At 34.4% G+C, this 14,561-nt stretch carries 10 protein-coding genes and 1 riboswitch; of the genes, 2 read left to right on the forward strand and 8 right to left on the reverse strand.

All coding sequences use genetic code 11. The features are described 5' to 3' along the window. Positions 1-143: 143 nt before the first annotated feature. Together AWN65_RS14930 and AWN65_RS11535 are read right to left on the reverse strand one after the other, a co-directional pair. Positions 144-320 carry a hypothetical protein gene (locus AWN65_RS14930; RefSeq protein ID WP_158447612.1) on the reverse strand — a complete coding sequence of 59 codons (177 nt, stop codon included), beginning with the start codon at positions 318-320 and terminating at the stop codon, positions 144-146. Positions 321-456: 136 nt separating this feature from the next. After that, complete coding sequence (locus AWN65_RS11535; RefSeq protein WP_060383296.1) at positions 457-1,437, reverse strand: polyprenyl synthetase family protein; 981 nt, start codon at positions 1,435-1,437, stop codon at positions 457-459. A 114-nt stretch (positions 1,438-1,551) separates the two neighbouring features. Between AWN65_RS11535 and AWN65_RS11540 the strand changes: the two genes are divergently transcribed. Then, entirely contained in the window at positions 1,552-2,412 is an 861-nt protein-coding gene (locus AWN65_RS11540) for a hypothetical protein (RefSeq protein ID WP_060383297.1), read from the forward strand. A gap of 63 nt (positions 2,413-2,475) precedes the next feature. Here AWN65_RS11540 and metF read toward each other — a convergent pair whose 3' ends face one another. The 4 genes from metF to AWN65_RS11560 form a co-directional block, all read right to left on the reverse strand. Beyond that, on the reverse strand, positions 2,476-3,432 hold the full coding sequence (gene metF, locus AWN65_RS11545; RefSeq protein ID WP_060383298.1) for a methylenetetrahydrofolate reductase [NAD(P)H]: 957 nt from the start codon (positions 3,430-3,432) through the stop codon (positions 2,476-2,478). A 168-nt stretch (positions 3,433-3,600) separates the two neighbouring features. Continuing rightward, positions 3,601-7,797, reverse strand: coding sequence for a vitamin B12 dependent-methionine synthase activation domain-containing protein (locus AWN65_RS11550; protein WP_060383894.1), 4,197 nt, complete (start codon positions 7,795-7,797; stop codon positions 3,601-3,603). A gap of 101 nt (positions 7,798-7,898) precedes the next feature. Then, positions 7,899-8,013: riboswitch (SAM riboswitch) on the reverse strand. A gap of 290 nt (positions 8,014-8,303) precedes the next feature. Then, complete coding sequence (locus tag AWN65_RS11555) at positions 8,304-9,401, reverse strand: homoserine dehydrogenase family protein (RefSeq protein ID WP_060383299.1); 1,098 nt, start codon at positions 9,399-9,401, stop codon at positions 8,304-8,306. After that, complete coding sequence (locus tag AWN65_RS11560; protein ID WP_060383300.1) at positions 9,382-10,368, reverse strand: alpha/beta fold hydrolase; 987 nt, start codon at positions 10,366-10,368, stop codon at positions 9,382-9,384. Before AWN65_RS11560 ends, AWN65_RS11555 begins: the two co-directional genes overlap by 20 nt. 636 nt (positions 10,369-11,004) lie before the next feature. Here AWN65_RS11560 and dcm point away from each other — a divergent pair. Continuing rightward, positions 11,005-12,237 carry a DNA (cytosine-5-)-methyltransferase gene (gene dcm / locus AWN65_RS11565; protein WP_060383301.1) on the forward strand — a complete coding sequence of 411 codons (1,233 nt, stop codon included), beginning with the start codon at positions 11,005-11,007 and terminating at the stop codon, positions 12,235-12,237. Here the strand turns inward: dcm and AWN65_RS11570 are convergent. Further along, positions 12,213-12,977, reverse strand: coding sequence for an Eco47II family restriction endonuclease (locus AWN65_RS11570; protein ID WP_060383302.1), 765 nt, complete (start codon positions 12,975-12,977; stop codon positions 12,213-12,215). The genes dcm and AWN65_RS11570 overlap by 25 nt on opposite strands. A 97-nt stretch (positions 12,978-13,074) precedes the next feature. After that, a complete protein-coding gene (locus AWN65_RS11575) occupies positions 13,075-14,559 on the reverse strand; it encodes a TSUP family transporter (RefSeq protein WP_060383303.1) in 1,485 nt (494 codons plus the stop codon). Between the last annotated feature and the right edge of the window lie 2 nt (positions 14,560-14,561).

Raw genomic sequence — 14,561 nt, forward strand, 5'->3', positions numbered from 1 at the left:
ATGCAGTTTGTCACTACGTAAGGAGGAGCCTCATAATCAAGATTATGTGATTTCTCCCTTTGATCAAAATAAACACAGTTTATTTTGATCATCTCATGTAATCTCTAGCATTTGGGCTATTTCCTGATGTTCATATCCGTCTATCACATAAAGATTAAAACCATCTGTATCCTAATGGTAATTTGTCTATCAAAAACTTGAATAGCTCCTACAGATAATTTGCTTTCAATATCATTGTATGTATCTTCTATTATAGCTTCATCTTCTAGAAATACGACCTCTTTTTTTACTCTGAGAAAAGAAACACATTCATTAACCATTATTTTTCTTATTTAACCTCCAAAACTCCCTTTATGTTCATTTTTTTTAAGATTCATAAAAGCGGTAATGATTCAATTATCGTCTATTTATAATGAGGACAAAAAATTGAAAAAGTTTGTATTGTATTTTAAAAAATTATTTTTTTCTTTCAATTACATAATTAACCATTAAGATCAAGGCTTTTTTGTAATCTGATTCAGGGAAGTCAGCAAGCAACATTAATGCTTCCTCTTGAAATTCAATCATTTTTTTTTCAGCGTATGCAAGTCCATTATTTTCTTTCACGAATGTTATAACTTCTTTTACACGCTTTTTATTTTTGTTATGGTTTTTTATAGAATTAATTAACCATTTTTTTTCTTTGGAACTACATGTATTAAGAACATAAATGAGCGGAAGTGTCATTTTTTGTTCTTTTATATCAATTCCTGTTGGTTTGCCTATAGCTTCTTCTGAATAATCAAAAAGGTCATCTTTTATTTGAAATGCCATCCCTATAAGCTCTCCAAATTTCCTCATTTTTTCTATTAATACAGAGTCATCAGGTCTAACGGAACACGCCGCTAAAGAACAACAGGCCGCAATTAGAGTTGCTGTTTTTTGCCTAATAATTTCATAATATATTTCCTCTGTTATATCTAAGCGACGAGCTTTTTCTATTTGAAGTAATTCTCCTTCGCTCATTTCACGAACCGCAACTGAAATGATTTTTAACAAATCAAAATCTCCGTTATCTATTGAAAGTAACAACCCTTTTGACAATAAGTAATCTCCTACTAAAACTGCTATTTTATTTTTCCAAAGTGCGTTTATAGAGAAAAAACCACGACGGCGATTACTATCATCTACCACATCATCATGAACTAAAGTAGCGGTATGTATCAATTCTATTACTAATGCTCCTCGATAAGTTCGATCTAAAACCCCTTCTTCTGAAATCATCTTAGCAGTAAGAAAAACAAACATAGGACGCATCTGTTTTCCTTTCCTATTTACAATATAGTAAGTAATTCTGTTTAATAATGCTACTTTAGAAGACATAGAGGAATGAAACTTTTTTTCAAAAAGCTCCATTTCCTTAAGTATCGGTTGTTTTATTTGAGAAGTAATATCCATTTAAGGTTTCAAAATTAAAATAATTTCGGTATATAAAAAAGATTTTTTATTAGACTATAATTAAACCTTTTTTTAGTAATTTGGTCTAACCTATAAAACCTAAAACTTTTGATTATGAGAACTAAAAATTTTATCATTGCCTTATTTAGTGCTTTTACTGTACTAATGAGTTGCAACAAAGAAGAAAATGAAAATTTATACAGCCCAGAGGTTACTGAGGATGATATGTCTGCTTCAGCAAAAACAGATGCAGCTGTTGAAGATCTTTCAAGTGTTGTACTTGAACAATTGGGAGAACTCAATCTAGCAGCAAGAACAATATCAACAGAAAGACAAACCCCTGCTTGTGCTATAATAAGCGTATCTCCTCAAGCTCCCTACACTCCTGGGCAAGTAATTACCAAAACCGTTGATTTTGGGACAGTAGGTTGCACTATGCCAAATAACAACGTATTAAAAGGGAAAATCATCATTAAATTTACCTATCAGCCTAAATCAACTTCTCATACACTTACCTATTCCTTTGAGAATTTTTATCATAATGGTATAAAAGTAGAAGGTACCAGAACGATTACAATAACAAGAGGTACCTCAACAGCCAATCCTAACGAACACTTAATTTTTAAAATTGACTTAAACCTAACAGTTACTTTAGAAAATGGTAAAACTTTAAAAATAACAGGAACTAAAACAAGAGAAATTATTGAAGGACAAGGTACACCCGAATTATCCGATAATGTTTACCAAATTACGGGTAACTGGGAAACTGTGTTTCCTAGCGGGACAGTAAGAATAGCCAATATAACTTCTCCTTTAATTGTAAAATTAAATTGTCAATATATTGTAAAAGGAATTATTTCTTATTCAAAATTAGACAAAATAGCTGCTACTCTAGATTTTGGAAACGGAGAGTGTGATAATAAAGCTTCCTTAACAATCAATGGTGTAAATTATCAAATCACTCTTAGAAAATAATCATGTACCATAAAAGGATAGATTATTAATTATAATCTATCCTTTTTCTTTTTATCCTAAAAATTAAAAAACCTCCTTAGCAATTGCCTTAATATTTTCAGCTTTACCCATAGAATAATAGTGTAATACTGGAATTCCAGCTTTTACGAGCTCTTTACTTTGAGCAATACACCACTCAATACCAATTTGTTTAACCGCTTCATTGTCTTTTGCTTTCACGACCGCCATGATTAAATCATCAGGCAATTCCAAACTAAAACGATGCGGGATAAGATTCAATTGTTTTTTTGTAGCAATAGGTTTTAGCCCTGGAATAATAGGAACATTGATTCCTGCTTTTCTACATTTTGACACAAAATCAAAAAACTTTTTATTATCAAAAAACATCTGAGTGATGATATAATCTGCCCCATTTGCAATTTTTTGTTTTAAAAAATGAATATCACTATCTAAACTAGGAGCTTCCATGTGTTTTTCAGGATATCCCGCCACTCCTATACAAAAATCTGTGGCATTTGTATTTTGTAAATCAGCATCGAGATACTTTCCATTATTCAAATCACTGATTTGTTTTACCAATTCTGATGCGTATTCGTTTCCTTCTTTTTCTGGTTTAAAATAAATTTCGCTTTTCACGGCATCGCCACGTAACGCTACTACATTATCAATTCCTAAAAAATCAAGGTCAATCAATAAATTTTCTGTATCTTCTTTTGTAAAACCACCACATAAAATATGCGGTATAGCATCTACATTATATTTGTTTTGTATGCCAGCACAAATCCCTACAGTTCCTGGACGTTTTTTTACAATTTTCTTTTGCAACAAACCATTACCTAACTCCTTATATTCATATTCTTCGCGATGATAGGTAACATCAATAAAAGGTGGATTAAATTCCATTAACGGATCAATCCCATCAAAGATACATTGAATGTTTTGTCCTTTTAATGGCGGTAAAATTTCAAAGGAAAATTGCGTTTTCCCACTCGCTTTTGCTATATGTTCTGTTACTTTCATAAGTCAGCCCCCTAACCCCCAAAGGGGGAACTCCTATCAGGGGTCAATAGGATTTCATATCTACTAATTTTTATTCTTAATCCCTCCTAAAGAGGGATGACTGAAGTGGGCAATCAGTTTTGCGTTTATAAATTTTTTAAGGTCTTGGGTTCCTCCCCTTTGGGGAGGTTAGGAGGGGCTTATATTAGGTGCCAACCATTTCGTTGCTTCTTCGACTGAAATCCCTCGGCGTTTAGCATAATCGCATACTTGGTCTTCTTTTATTTTACCAAGCCCAAAATACTTACTTTGTGGGTTTGCAAAATAATAGCCTGAAACGGATGCAGCAGGCCACATTGCCATACTTTCTGTGAGTTTAACCCCTATGGTTTCTTCTACTTTTAACAACTCCCAAATGATAGGCTTTTCGAGATGATCTGGACAGGCAGGATATCCAGGTGCTGGTCGAATTCCTTTATAATTTTCTTTGATTAATTCGTCATTAGTCAAATTTTCATTTGCATCATAGCCCCAAATTTCTTTACGAACTTTCAAATGAAGATATTCTGCAAAAGCCTCGGCAAAACGATCACCTAACGCTTTAACTAAAATGGCATTATAATCATCTAATTCCTTTTCAAATTCGGCTGCTTTTTCATCAACACCAAAACCCGTAGTTACACAAAAACACCCTATATAATCTTGAATTTCTTCAATTGGCGCTATAAAATCAGCTAAGGCTATATTAGGAGCCCCAACCGTTTTTTGTGATTGCTGGCGAAGGGTTAAAAATTGAACCAATGGTGCCCCTTTTTCATCAGACACTAAAATATCGTCATCATTGATTTGATTTGCGGGATAAATTCCCAAAATTCCTTTAGCAACAAACCATTTTTCCTTTACAATTTGGGATAGCATTTCTTGTGCATCAGCAAACAATGCTGTAGCTTGTTCTCCCACTACTTCATCTTTTAATATTGCTGGAAACTTACCATACAATTCCCAAGATTGAAAAAACGGTGTCCAGTCGATAAAATCAACTAATTCTGCTAAATCCACTTCAATGGTTTTATTACCTATAAAGTTTGGTTTAACAGGTTCATACACTTTCCAATCGATTTTCAATTTATTTTTACGAGCTTCTTCAATGGAAAGAAAATTCTTTTCTCTACTTCTATTTAAATAACCATCACGTAAAGCATCATACTCTTCACGCAATGCTCTTGCATATTCATCTTTCACCTCTTCCTGCAACAAATTAGAAGCTACCGTTACGGCTCTTGATGCATCGTTAACATGAACAACTGTAGATTGATATTCAGGTGCAATTTTCACAGCGGTGTGTGCTCGTGATGTAGTTGCCCCTCCAATCATCACTGGAATTTTGATATTTAATTTATCTAATTCTTTTGCTAAATACACCATTTCGTCAAGCGAAGGTGTAATCAATCCGCTTAACCCAATAATATCTACCTTTTCTTTGATAGCGGTATCAATAATTTTTTCAGGCGGCACCATAACCCCTAAATCGATTATTTCAAAATTATTACAAGCCAACACCACTGCTACAATATTTTTACCTATATCGTGTACATCGCCTTTTACTGTTGCCATCAAAATCTTACCAGCCCCCCCCGCCCCCGAAGGGGGAGCTCCTAACTGTGTGTTCAATTCTTTACCTATAATTTCAATAGTTTGAAAAAGATTTCTTAAAACCTCATCATTTTTAAACCTTATAACCTTGAAACCTTTTGATTCAAGCCACTCGGTTCTAAATCTATCGTGTTCAATTTGTTCCTTATTATTATGCACAGCTCCATCTACCTCAATAACTAATTGATTTTCAAGGCATACAAAATCAACAATATATTCACCAATAATATGTTGTCTTCTAAATTTAAAACCATCAATCCCTTTGTTTGAAAGCACATTCCACAGCATTTTCTCCGCGTCTGTTGGGTTATTGCGCATTGTCTTCGCCCTTTCTTTCAACTTAGCATATAAAGTTGGACTGGCAGTTTTCCATGTTTGCTTGTCAACTCCCCCTTTGGGGGTTGGGGGGCTTATATACGGCATTAAATAGGCAACGGCTTTTTTCATTACACGAGCTGATTTTACTACTTGTGGTAAAAACATTTTTCCGCTTCCAAATAAATCACCCACTACATTCATTCCGTTCATCAAGTGATTTTCAATCACTTCAATAGGACGAGTTACAGTCAAACGAGCTTCTTCAACATCAATCTCTATAAATTCATCTACACCTTTGACTAATGAGTGTGTTAAACGTTCCTGAACGGAACCTTGTCGCCATAGAGCCTCTCCCCCAGCCCCTCTCCGAAGGAGAGGGGAGCCGTCGCCTTTAATACGTTCCGCATATTCTAATAATCTTTCAGTAGCGTCATCACGTCTATCTAATAAAACATCCTCAACATGTTCTAACAATTCCTTATCAATCTCATCATAAATCTCAAGCATTTCTGGATTTACAATTCCCATCGTCATTCCGTGATTGATGGCGTGATATAAGAATGCTGAATGCATGGCTTCACGCACTTTGTCATTTCCTCTAAATGAAAACGAAACATTACTCACCCCGCCCGAAATATTTGCATACGGAAGATTTTCACGAATCCATTTAGTAGCTAAAAAGAAATCAATGGCATTACGGCGATGCTCTTCCATTCCAGTTGCTACAGGAAAAATGTTTGGGTCAAAAATGATATCTTCAGCAGGAAAACCTACCTTTTGAACTAAAACATCATAAGACCGCTTACAAATTTCGATACGACGCTCATAAGTATCAGCTTGACCAACCTCATCAAAGGCCATTACAATAACAGCTGCCCCATAGCGTTTAATCAGCTTAGCGTGATGTATAAATGTTTCCTCTCCTTCTTTCAAAGAAATTGAATTCACCACACCTTTCCCTTGAATCACCTTAAGACCCGCTTCAATAATTTCCCATTTAGAACTATCAATCATTACTGGAACACGGGCAATGTCAGGTTCGGCAGCAATAAGATTTAGGAATTTAGTCATAGCAAACACGCCATCTAACATCCCTTCATCCATATTCACATCAATAATTTGCGCTCCACCTTCTACTTGTGCACGTGCAATATCAAGTGCTTCATCGTACTTTTCTTCTTTAATTAACCGAAGAAATTTACGAGAACCCGTAACATTGGTACGCTCACCTACATTTACAAAAAGGCTTCTAGCCTCCCCACCCCATCCAAAGGAGGGGCTTACTGACGTGTCTCCACTTAACGTTAAATCATTCCCTTGATTTTCTATGGTTGAAGGAGTAATTTTCAAGGGTTCAAGTCCTGATAGTGTCAATACTTTTTTAGGCGGAGCTACAACTCCCCCGTTGGGGGTTAGGGGGGCAACTGCCTCAGCAATTAATTTAATATGTTCAGGTGTTGTTCCACAACAACCTCCAATAATATTCACTAAATTCTCATCTAAATACTCCCTTATGAGTTGTTGCATTTCTTCTGCTGTTTGGTCATATTGTCCAAATGCATTCGGCAACCCCGCATTTGGGTGTGCTGAAATATTAAGTTGGGTATTATGCGCTAATCTTTTCAAATAAGGCTTCAATTGGTCAGCTCCTAAAGCACAATTGAAACCAATACTTAATAAAGGAATGTGCTGAATGGAGATTAAAAAAGCCTCTACGGTTTGCCCAGACAAGGTTCTTCCAGAAGCATCTGTAATTGTACCAGAAACCATCACTGGAATATCCAACCCTCTATCTTCCTTAACTTCTTCAATAGCAAACAAAGCCGCTTTTGCATTTAACGTATCGAAAATAGTTTCCACCAAAAGTATATCAGCTCCACCATCAATTAATGCTTCTACTTGTTGACGATAGGCAATTTTTAAATCATCAAAAGTTACGGCTCTATACCCTGGGTCATTGACATCAGGTGACATAGATGCCGTTCTGTTTGTTGGCCCAATTGAACCCGCTACAAAACGAGGTTTATCTGTAAACTCATCGGCTACTTCGCGAGCAATTTTAGCCGATTGAAAATTTAATTCATAGACCAAATCCTCCATGTGGTAATCAGCCATTCCAATGGTAGTTCCTGAAAACGTATTGGTTTCAACAATATCGGCACCAGCTTGAAAATACAAACGATGCACCTCTTTTACGGCCTCAGGTTGTGTGAGGGACAATAAATCATTGTTCCCTTTTAAAGGATGCGGAAAATCTTTGAAGCGTTCACCTCTAAAATCTTCCTCCTCAAATTTATAGCGTTGCAACATGGTTCCCATTGCGCCATCGAGCACAAGGATGCGTTGCTTTAAAATATCTTGAAGGAGCCCCCTAGCCCCCAATGGGGGAACAGCGTCTTGTTGAAAATTACTCATATTCTTTCTTATCATTCTAGTTGAATGGTATACCATTGAAATTTTTACTATAAAAAATGCTCATGAAAGATGTTATCCTGAAGTGGGAGGAAAAAAAACAAAAGTTATCTTTTCTATATATCAAATCAACTATATAGATAGAATGTAGCACCTTTCCAAATTGGGAGGTTGCTAAGCGTTCGTTGGGTCTATTCCCTCCCGCTTTCTTGATAACAACAATAAACTTATGAACAGGACAAAGATAACTAGTACAATTTTAAAAAGAAAATTATTCCGAATTTTACTAATTATGCTTAAATTTAATTATATATTTTCTAATAAATCAATTTATAACAAAATAATTTTTAGTATTAAAAAACAAACATGGATTATTTACAGCAAAAACACCGTAAGCGTTTCATGTTTAAAAGTTAATTAAAACACAAATTGACTTTCTTTTTTACGAATCAGTATTCCTAAATCATTAAATCTTCATTCACTTTCACTTTGAAATTGAAACCATAAAACTAAACCTCAACGCCCTCTCTTACTTTGAGTTGTTCGGCTACTTTAAGTACATCAGCTAAAACACCACGAGCAGTTACTTGCTTACCAGCACCAGCACCTTGTATGACCATAGGAATAGCTCCATACGAATCCGAATAGATTTCGATTAAATTATCAGCACCTCGCAATTGCCCCAAAGCAGAACTGGCTGGAACCGAAACTAATTTGACCGACAATTCTTTTTTCAAAACATCAAAATCACCCACATACCGTAGCACATTCCCTTCTTTTTGTACAATTTTTTTATTTTCAAATACTGCATCCAAAAGCACTTTTGATTTATTATAATGCTTTACAGGTAAAATTGCCATCTCCTCCGATACAAGCGATTGAATTTTAATATCTGAAAATTCAAAATCATAGCCCAACTCACGAGCAAGAATGAGAAGTTTACGAGCGACATCATTTCCACTCAAATCCTCACGAGAATCAGGTTCTGTCAAGCCAGCTTGTTCAGCGTCTATTAAAATTTTCGAAAAAGAACGGTCTTCCACTCCAAAACGATTAAAAACATAGCTAATTGTCCCCGAAAAAACGCCTCTGATTTTAGTAATTTTTTCTCCAGCTAAATGCAAATCTTGAATCGTTTGAACGACTGGTAAACCAGCTCCTACATTGGTTTCATAAAGAAAAAGTCTATCAAATTTCTTTAATTGACGACGTAATTCTTTATAAAAATCAAAATGAATTGTATTTGCCTTTTTATTAGCAGAAACTATGTGAAATCCATTTTGAACCAAAGGAATATAACGCTTTATAATATCTGAACTTGCGGTTGCGTCTACTACAATTAAGTTTTCCAATTCATTATTTATCACATAATCAAAAATAGCATCCAAATGAAAAGGGACTGCATTCTTAGAAAAGTCGGCTTCCCATTGATTTCTAACTCCTTCTTTTTCATAAAAAGCAACTGTAGAATTCGTAATTATAGGAATCCGTAAATCGATATTACGTTGTTGTAGAAAAAACTGCTGACTTTCTAAAACTTGCTGGATGAATGTGCTTCCTACATTTCCTATTCCAAACAAAATAACATTAACTCTGATAACTGACATTTTTAGTTGTTTTTAAATTAAAAATTGGCAATAAAAGTTGCCCCAATTGTTCATATTCTATCAAAAAAGCATCATGCCCATGAACGGAATTAAGGGTATGAAGAAAAAGCTTTTCATATTTTGTACTAAAGCGCTGATGCAAATTCATATTTTCATAAGCCATAAAAAGCCCATCAGAATCAATAGTTATTTGATGAATCACTGCAGTGGTTTCATTAAAAAAAGATTCAAGAGCAACATCGTCAACAAATTGCCCAATCGTTTTCAACAAATGATTCATTAATTTATAAGCCGAGAGGGGAAAACGCATTTCTAATGTTTGTCCATGAAAATCCAACCACTTTTCGACAGCATACGTCCCTTTAATTTGTTCTTTTTGAAATTTCAAATCGATAGCTAGCGGGCTACGATAAAGCATCATAGCCAGTTTACGAGCATCTTCAACAGGAAAAGCAGAATGGTTTAATATATCATCTTGAATTTTCACCTGAGCGATTAACCAATCATTAGCTTTATAATTAGATGCAATAGGAATTACATATTTTATAGCCTTAGGCCTCAAAAAAGCCATTTCCCATACAATACCACCTCCTAAACTCCCACCTATAAGCGCATAAACTTCATGAACACCTATCGACTCTAAACCCTCCCAAAATAATTTTGCAATATCCTGAGTAGTAAAATCTTTATAATTTTGAATCAAACTCCCTCCCTGATACCCATTACCAATTATATTAAAAGCAACAATAGAAAAAAATTGAGTATCGATGGCTTTATCTAGTCCTACTAATGACTTCCACCATCCTTGTTCACCAGCAACATTTGAATTCCCCGTTAATGCGTGATTGACCACCACAACGGGCGCTGTACCAAGTGGCTGACCAAAAACCTGATAGGATAATTTTAGAAACGGGATAGTTTTCCCAATTCCTAATTTATAATTAAAGACATCAATTTCATTTAACATTTGACTAATCGTTTTACGTTTAAATAATACACTACTTACGGATAAAAAAAAGCCCTTTTGGAAGTATTACCAAAAGGACTTATAAACACAAACAACCAAGATTTAAGTCTTTATATACTGGTAATAACTAGGTGGTGCACAACAGCACATCATATAGTAGCAACACATCGCTTTTTTTATTGTTAACATCTCTTATTCTTTTAAATTAGGCACAAAAAAACCTCTGCGAGGCAGAGGTTATAGAAATCACAAATACTTATGCAATACTCACCCCTGCGGAAACTTCCACATCATAAAATCCATATTGCAAATTGTTGTACTCATTTTATTTTTTGCTTTTTTACACAGGACAAACTTAGACGCTTTTTCTGTATAAATAAAATTTTCAGATTATTTTTCTAAATTTTGTTAAAAAAAATCATTAAAATAGATTTACTTGCTCAAAAAAGAAATAAAGAGCATTTAAAAAACTAGAAAATAGAATTGTTATAGAATTTGGTTTAAAAGTCATATAAATTTTTAAAAAAATAAAACTGAACTTTTAAATCTACGCAAAAAAACTCTAAAAAAGACATACTAGAAACGAAAATAAAAGCATACATTTGTAACCATTGTCTAACGTTGTACAACTTGGTTATGAGCGAATACCTAACTATTTCAGAAACAGCAAAATTACTTAACAAAAGCACCAAAACTTTACGTCGCTGGGACGAAGAAGGGAAATTGTCAGCGGTACGAGAACCCATTAGCAATTATAGAGTATATCGAAAATCTGATGTTTTAGAATTATTCTCAAATTTTGTTGACCCCAATGATGACACTTCAAATTTTGTTGAAGCTGATAACGAATATAAAGTTTTAGAACTTTTTGCAGGTGCTGGCGGTCTAGCAGTAGGTTTGGAAAAAGCAGGTTTAAAATGTATTGCACTTAACGAAATAGACAAATACGCTTGTCAAACTTTAAGAAAAAACAGACCAAAATGGAATGTTTTAGAAGGAGATATTAAAAATTTTGATTTCTCTAAATTCGAAGGTAAAGCAGACATCGTTACGGGCGGTTTTCCATGCCAAGCTTTCAGCTATGCAGGAAAAAAGCTTGGTTTAGCAGATGCTCGTGGCACCTTGTTCTACGAATTTGCAAGAGTTGTTAAAGAGGTAAATCCTTTGATTTGTATAGGCGAAAATGTTCGTGGATTACTTTCACATGACAAAGGAAAAACACTCGAAGGGATGATTTCTATTTTAGACGAAATAGGCTACAACGTAGTTCCAGTTGAAGTATTAAAAGCTATTCATTATAAAGTACCGCAAAAAAGAGAACGATTAATTCTAGTTGGCATCAGGAAAGACATCACCATCAAATACGACTATCCCAAACCATACAACAAGATATACAACTTAGAAGACGCTCTAAAAAGAGGAGAATTATTTGATTGCAATGTCCCTAAATCTAATGGAGCAAAATATCCTCAAAGCAAAAAAGAAGTCTTAGACCTTGTTCCTCCTAAAGGCTATTGGCGTGATTTGCCCCTAGAAATCCAAAAGGAATTTATGGGGGGTAGCTTTCATTTGGGAGGTGGAAAAACAGGAATTGCGAGAAGAATAGGTTGGGACGAACCCTGCCTGACCTTAACCTGTAGCCCCGCACAAAAACAAACAGAAAGATGTCATCCAGATGAAACCCGACCTTTCACAGTTAGAGAATATGCTAGAATACAAACATTCCCTGATGACTGGGAATTTTCTGGTTCATTAGCACAACAATACAAACAAATTGGCAATGCAGTACCCGTTAATTTAGGTCAGGAAATAGGGTATTCACTAATAAAATTCCTAAATCAATATTATAAGTTTTCGAAGCCTGAATAATACCCATAATTATCAAATGTTATTTGGTCCAAAATAGTTCGATTAGAATGTTCGGTTGCGGAAGTTATTTCTTCTAAAGCCGAATTTTCTTTTATAACACTTGTAGCTTGAACCGACTTCAAATAATCATCTATAGCGCTAGGTAAAACTTTGTACAAGGCAAAAAAAGCATCTTCTTGACCAGTTACTAAAGCATAAAACTTATCACCTGAAATCTTATAAACTCTTGAATGGCTATATTCTTTACCGTTTATATCGCCCTTCCACAATTCATTAAAACTTCCTTTAGCTAAAATTTGAACCCAATAACACTTTGCATTTTTATAATCATCTGCATATCGAGCTAATTTTTGAAATAAAGCTTCAGATGAACTACTATTCATAGTATTGTGCTTATTCTTAATATCTGCAAAAAGTGTGTTATCTGAAGCCTTAATATCAAAACCACTTAAATTTCCCATTTCAAAACCTTTAACACCTCCTAATATTTGTTCATGAAAAGTTCCAATGGAGTTATTAATAGATTTATCAATTTGTCGCAAAATTTCCGACTGAATTAAAAGCTCTTCTTCTATTGCATTAAACTTAGAATCAAAAGTTAATTTAATAGTATCGACTTTATTAGTATAAAAGCTTTTCTTTGAGATATTATTTTTAGCTTTCAGATATGCTTTATGCAGGTTTTCAATACAATTCAATAAATGTTCATCCGAGATAAAATTGACATACTTATGAGTCATGTGTCTTACAAAAAAAGTTCGGATTAAAGTTACTATTTTTAATGAGATTCAAAAACAAAAACAAAACCTACTCTCAACTTTATTTTTTTAAGAAACACTAATACAATTTCAAAATCTCCAAAACATGTACTTTAGAAATCATAATTTTCAAACTCCACACGATAACCAATAAAGCCACTAATAGCAAAGCTGTTCGTTGCGGAATTTTCCCTACAAGCTTGGCCGCCAATGGTGCAGCTAGAGAACCACCAAGAATTAACCCTGCTATAATAAACCAATGACTAACCCCTATAGAGATGAAAAATGTTACTGATGCTGCAAGTGTAACAAAAAACTCGGCTAAACTGACTGTTCCTACTACATATCTTGATTTTTTTCCTAAAGATAATAATGTGGTAGTCACAATAGGTCCCCAACCACCACCACCAAATGAATCTAAAAAACCGCCAAAAAAACCTAAATAGCCAGTGGCAGCACTTTTTTTACGATTTAGCGTTTTTTTACGCAAAGCCAATCGAAATAGGTTTATTCCCATAATTAAGGTATATATCGAGAGTAACAAGTACGTTTCTTTTTCATACGCATCACCTAAATAGACTAATAGCAAAGCTCCTCCTATAGCTCCAATCACTCCTGGAACAGCTAACCAGAATAATAATTTTTTATTTACATTCCCAAATCGATAATGTGAAAACCCACTAATGCCACTGGAAAACATTTCGGCAGTATGAATACTTCCACTAATGGCTTTTGGACTAATCCCAAAAAGCATCATACTCGTCGAACAAGTTAACCCGTAACCCAATCCTACCGCACCATCAACTAACTGCGCCACGAAACCAACTGCCAACATGATGTAAAAAGCAGAAGGTATTTGACTGGTAAAATCAAGCATTTGATTAATAGACACTATACCTGAGAATCCGTACCCTAAAAATATGGCAAAAAACACGATAGAGAGCTGAAACGCTAGTCGCTGGTATTTTTTTGTAGCCTTTTTATCTTTTTTAGGATCTAAAGCTTTTGTTGCGGCATTTAAGACTTCCAATTTTTGCTGAAAATCACCTTTAATTGAACCCCGTAACGCATTTAAACTATCTAAATTTTCTTCTATAGAATCTGGAATAACATCGGTAAAAAACTCACGCATTCTACGAGCTAACACAGGCGATTTCCCATTAGTAGAAATCGCTATTTTCATATTCCCTTTATTGACTATCGACCCTAAATAAAAGTCGCATAAATCAGGTTGGTCAGCAGCATTGACTAAAATTTGTCTTTGATTTGCCAACTTTTTAATGCTTGCATTCACTTCTTTATCATTAGTAGCTGCAATGACAAAATCGATATTTTCTAAATCAGTCTCTTGAAAACTTCTTTCTTCAAATTGAACAGAAGGTTCATTTCTAAGTTTTAGTAACGTAGTATCAAAAATTTCTTTTCCCACTAATTTGATAGAAACATTTGGATTTTGTTTTAATAATGTTTCCATTTTTTCTAACGCTACATTACCACCGCCCACGATGAGAAATCGTTTACTCTCTGTTTTTAAAAAAACGGGAAAAAGTGTGTTAGTATCCATAA

Origin of the sequence: Flavobacterium covae (assembly GCF_001534645.1) — a bacterium.
Taxonomy (GTDB): domain Bacteria; phylum Bacteroidota; class Bacteroidia; order Flavobacteriales; family Flavobacteriaceae; genus Flavobacterium; species Flavobacterium covae.

What these genes read in the sequence shown, in the direction of transcription:
- AWN65_RS14930 (WP_158447612.1), bottom strand. Translation starts at nt 320, where the DNA reads ATGGTTAATGAATGTGTTTCTTTTCTCAGAGTAAAAAAAGAGGTCGTA.
- AWN65_RS11535 (WP_060383296.1), bottom strand. Translation starts at nt 1,437, where the DNA reads ATGGATATTACTTCTCAAATAAAACAACCGATACTTAAGGAAATGGAG.
- AWN65_RS11540 (WP_060383297.1), top strand. Translation starts at nt 1,552, where the DNA reads ATGAGAACTAAAAATTTTATCATTGCCTTATTTAGTGCTTTTACTGTA.
- metF (WP_060383298.1), bottom strand. Translation starts at nt 3,432, where the DNA reads ATGAAAGTAACAGAACATATAGCAAAAGCGAGTGGGAAAACGCAATTT.
- AWN65_RS11550 (WP_060383894.1), bottom strand. Translation starts at nt 7,797, where the DNA reads ATGAGTAATTTTCAACAAGACGCTGTTCCCCCATTGGGGGCTAGGGGG.
- AWN65_RS11555 (WP_060383299.1), bottom strand. Translation starts at nt 9,401, where the DNA reads ATGTCAGTTATCAGAGTTAATGTTATTTTGTTTGGAATAGGAAATGTA.
- AWN65_RS11560 (WP_060383300.1), bottom strand. Translation starts at nt 10,368, where the DNA reads ATGTTAAATGAAATTGATGTCTTTAATTATAAATTAGGAATTGGGAAA.
- dcm (WP_060383301.1), top strand. Translation starts at nt 11,005, where the DNA reads ATGAGCGAATACCTAACTATTTCAGAAACAGCAAAATTACTTAACAAA.
- AWN65_RS11570 (WP_060383302.1), bottom strand. Translation starts at nt 12,977, where the DNA reads ATGACTCATAAGTATGTCAATTTTATCTCGGATGAACATTTATTGAAT.
- AWN65_RS11575 (WP_060383303.1), bottom strand. Translation starts at nt 14,559, where the DNA reads ATGGATACTAACACACTTTTTCCCGTTTTTTTAAAAACAGAGAGTAAA.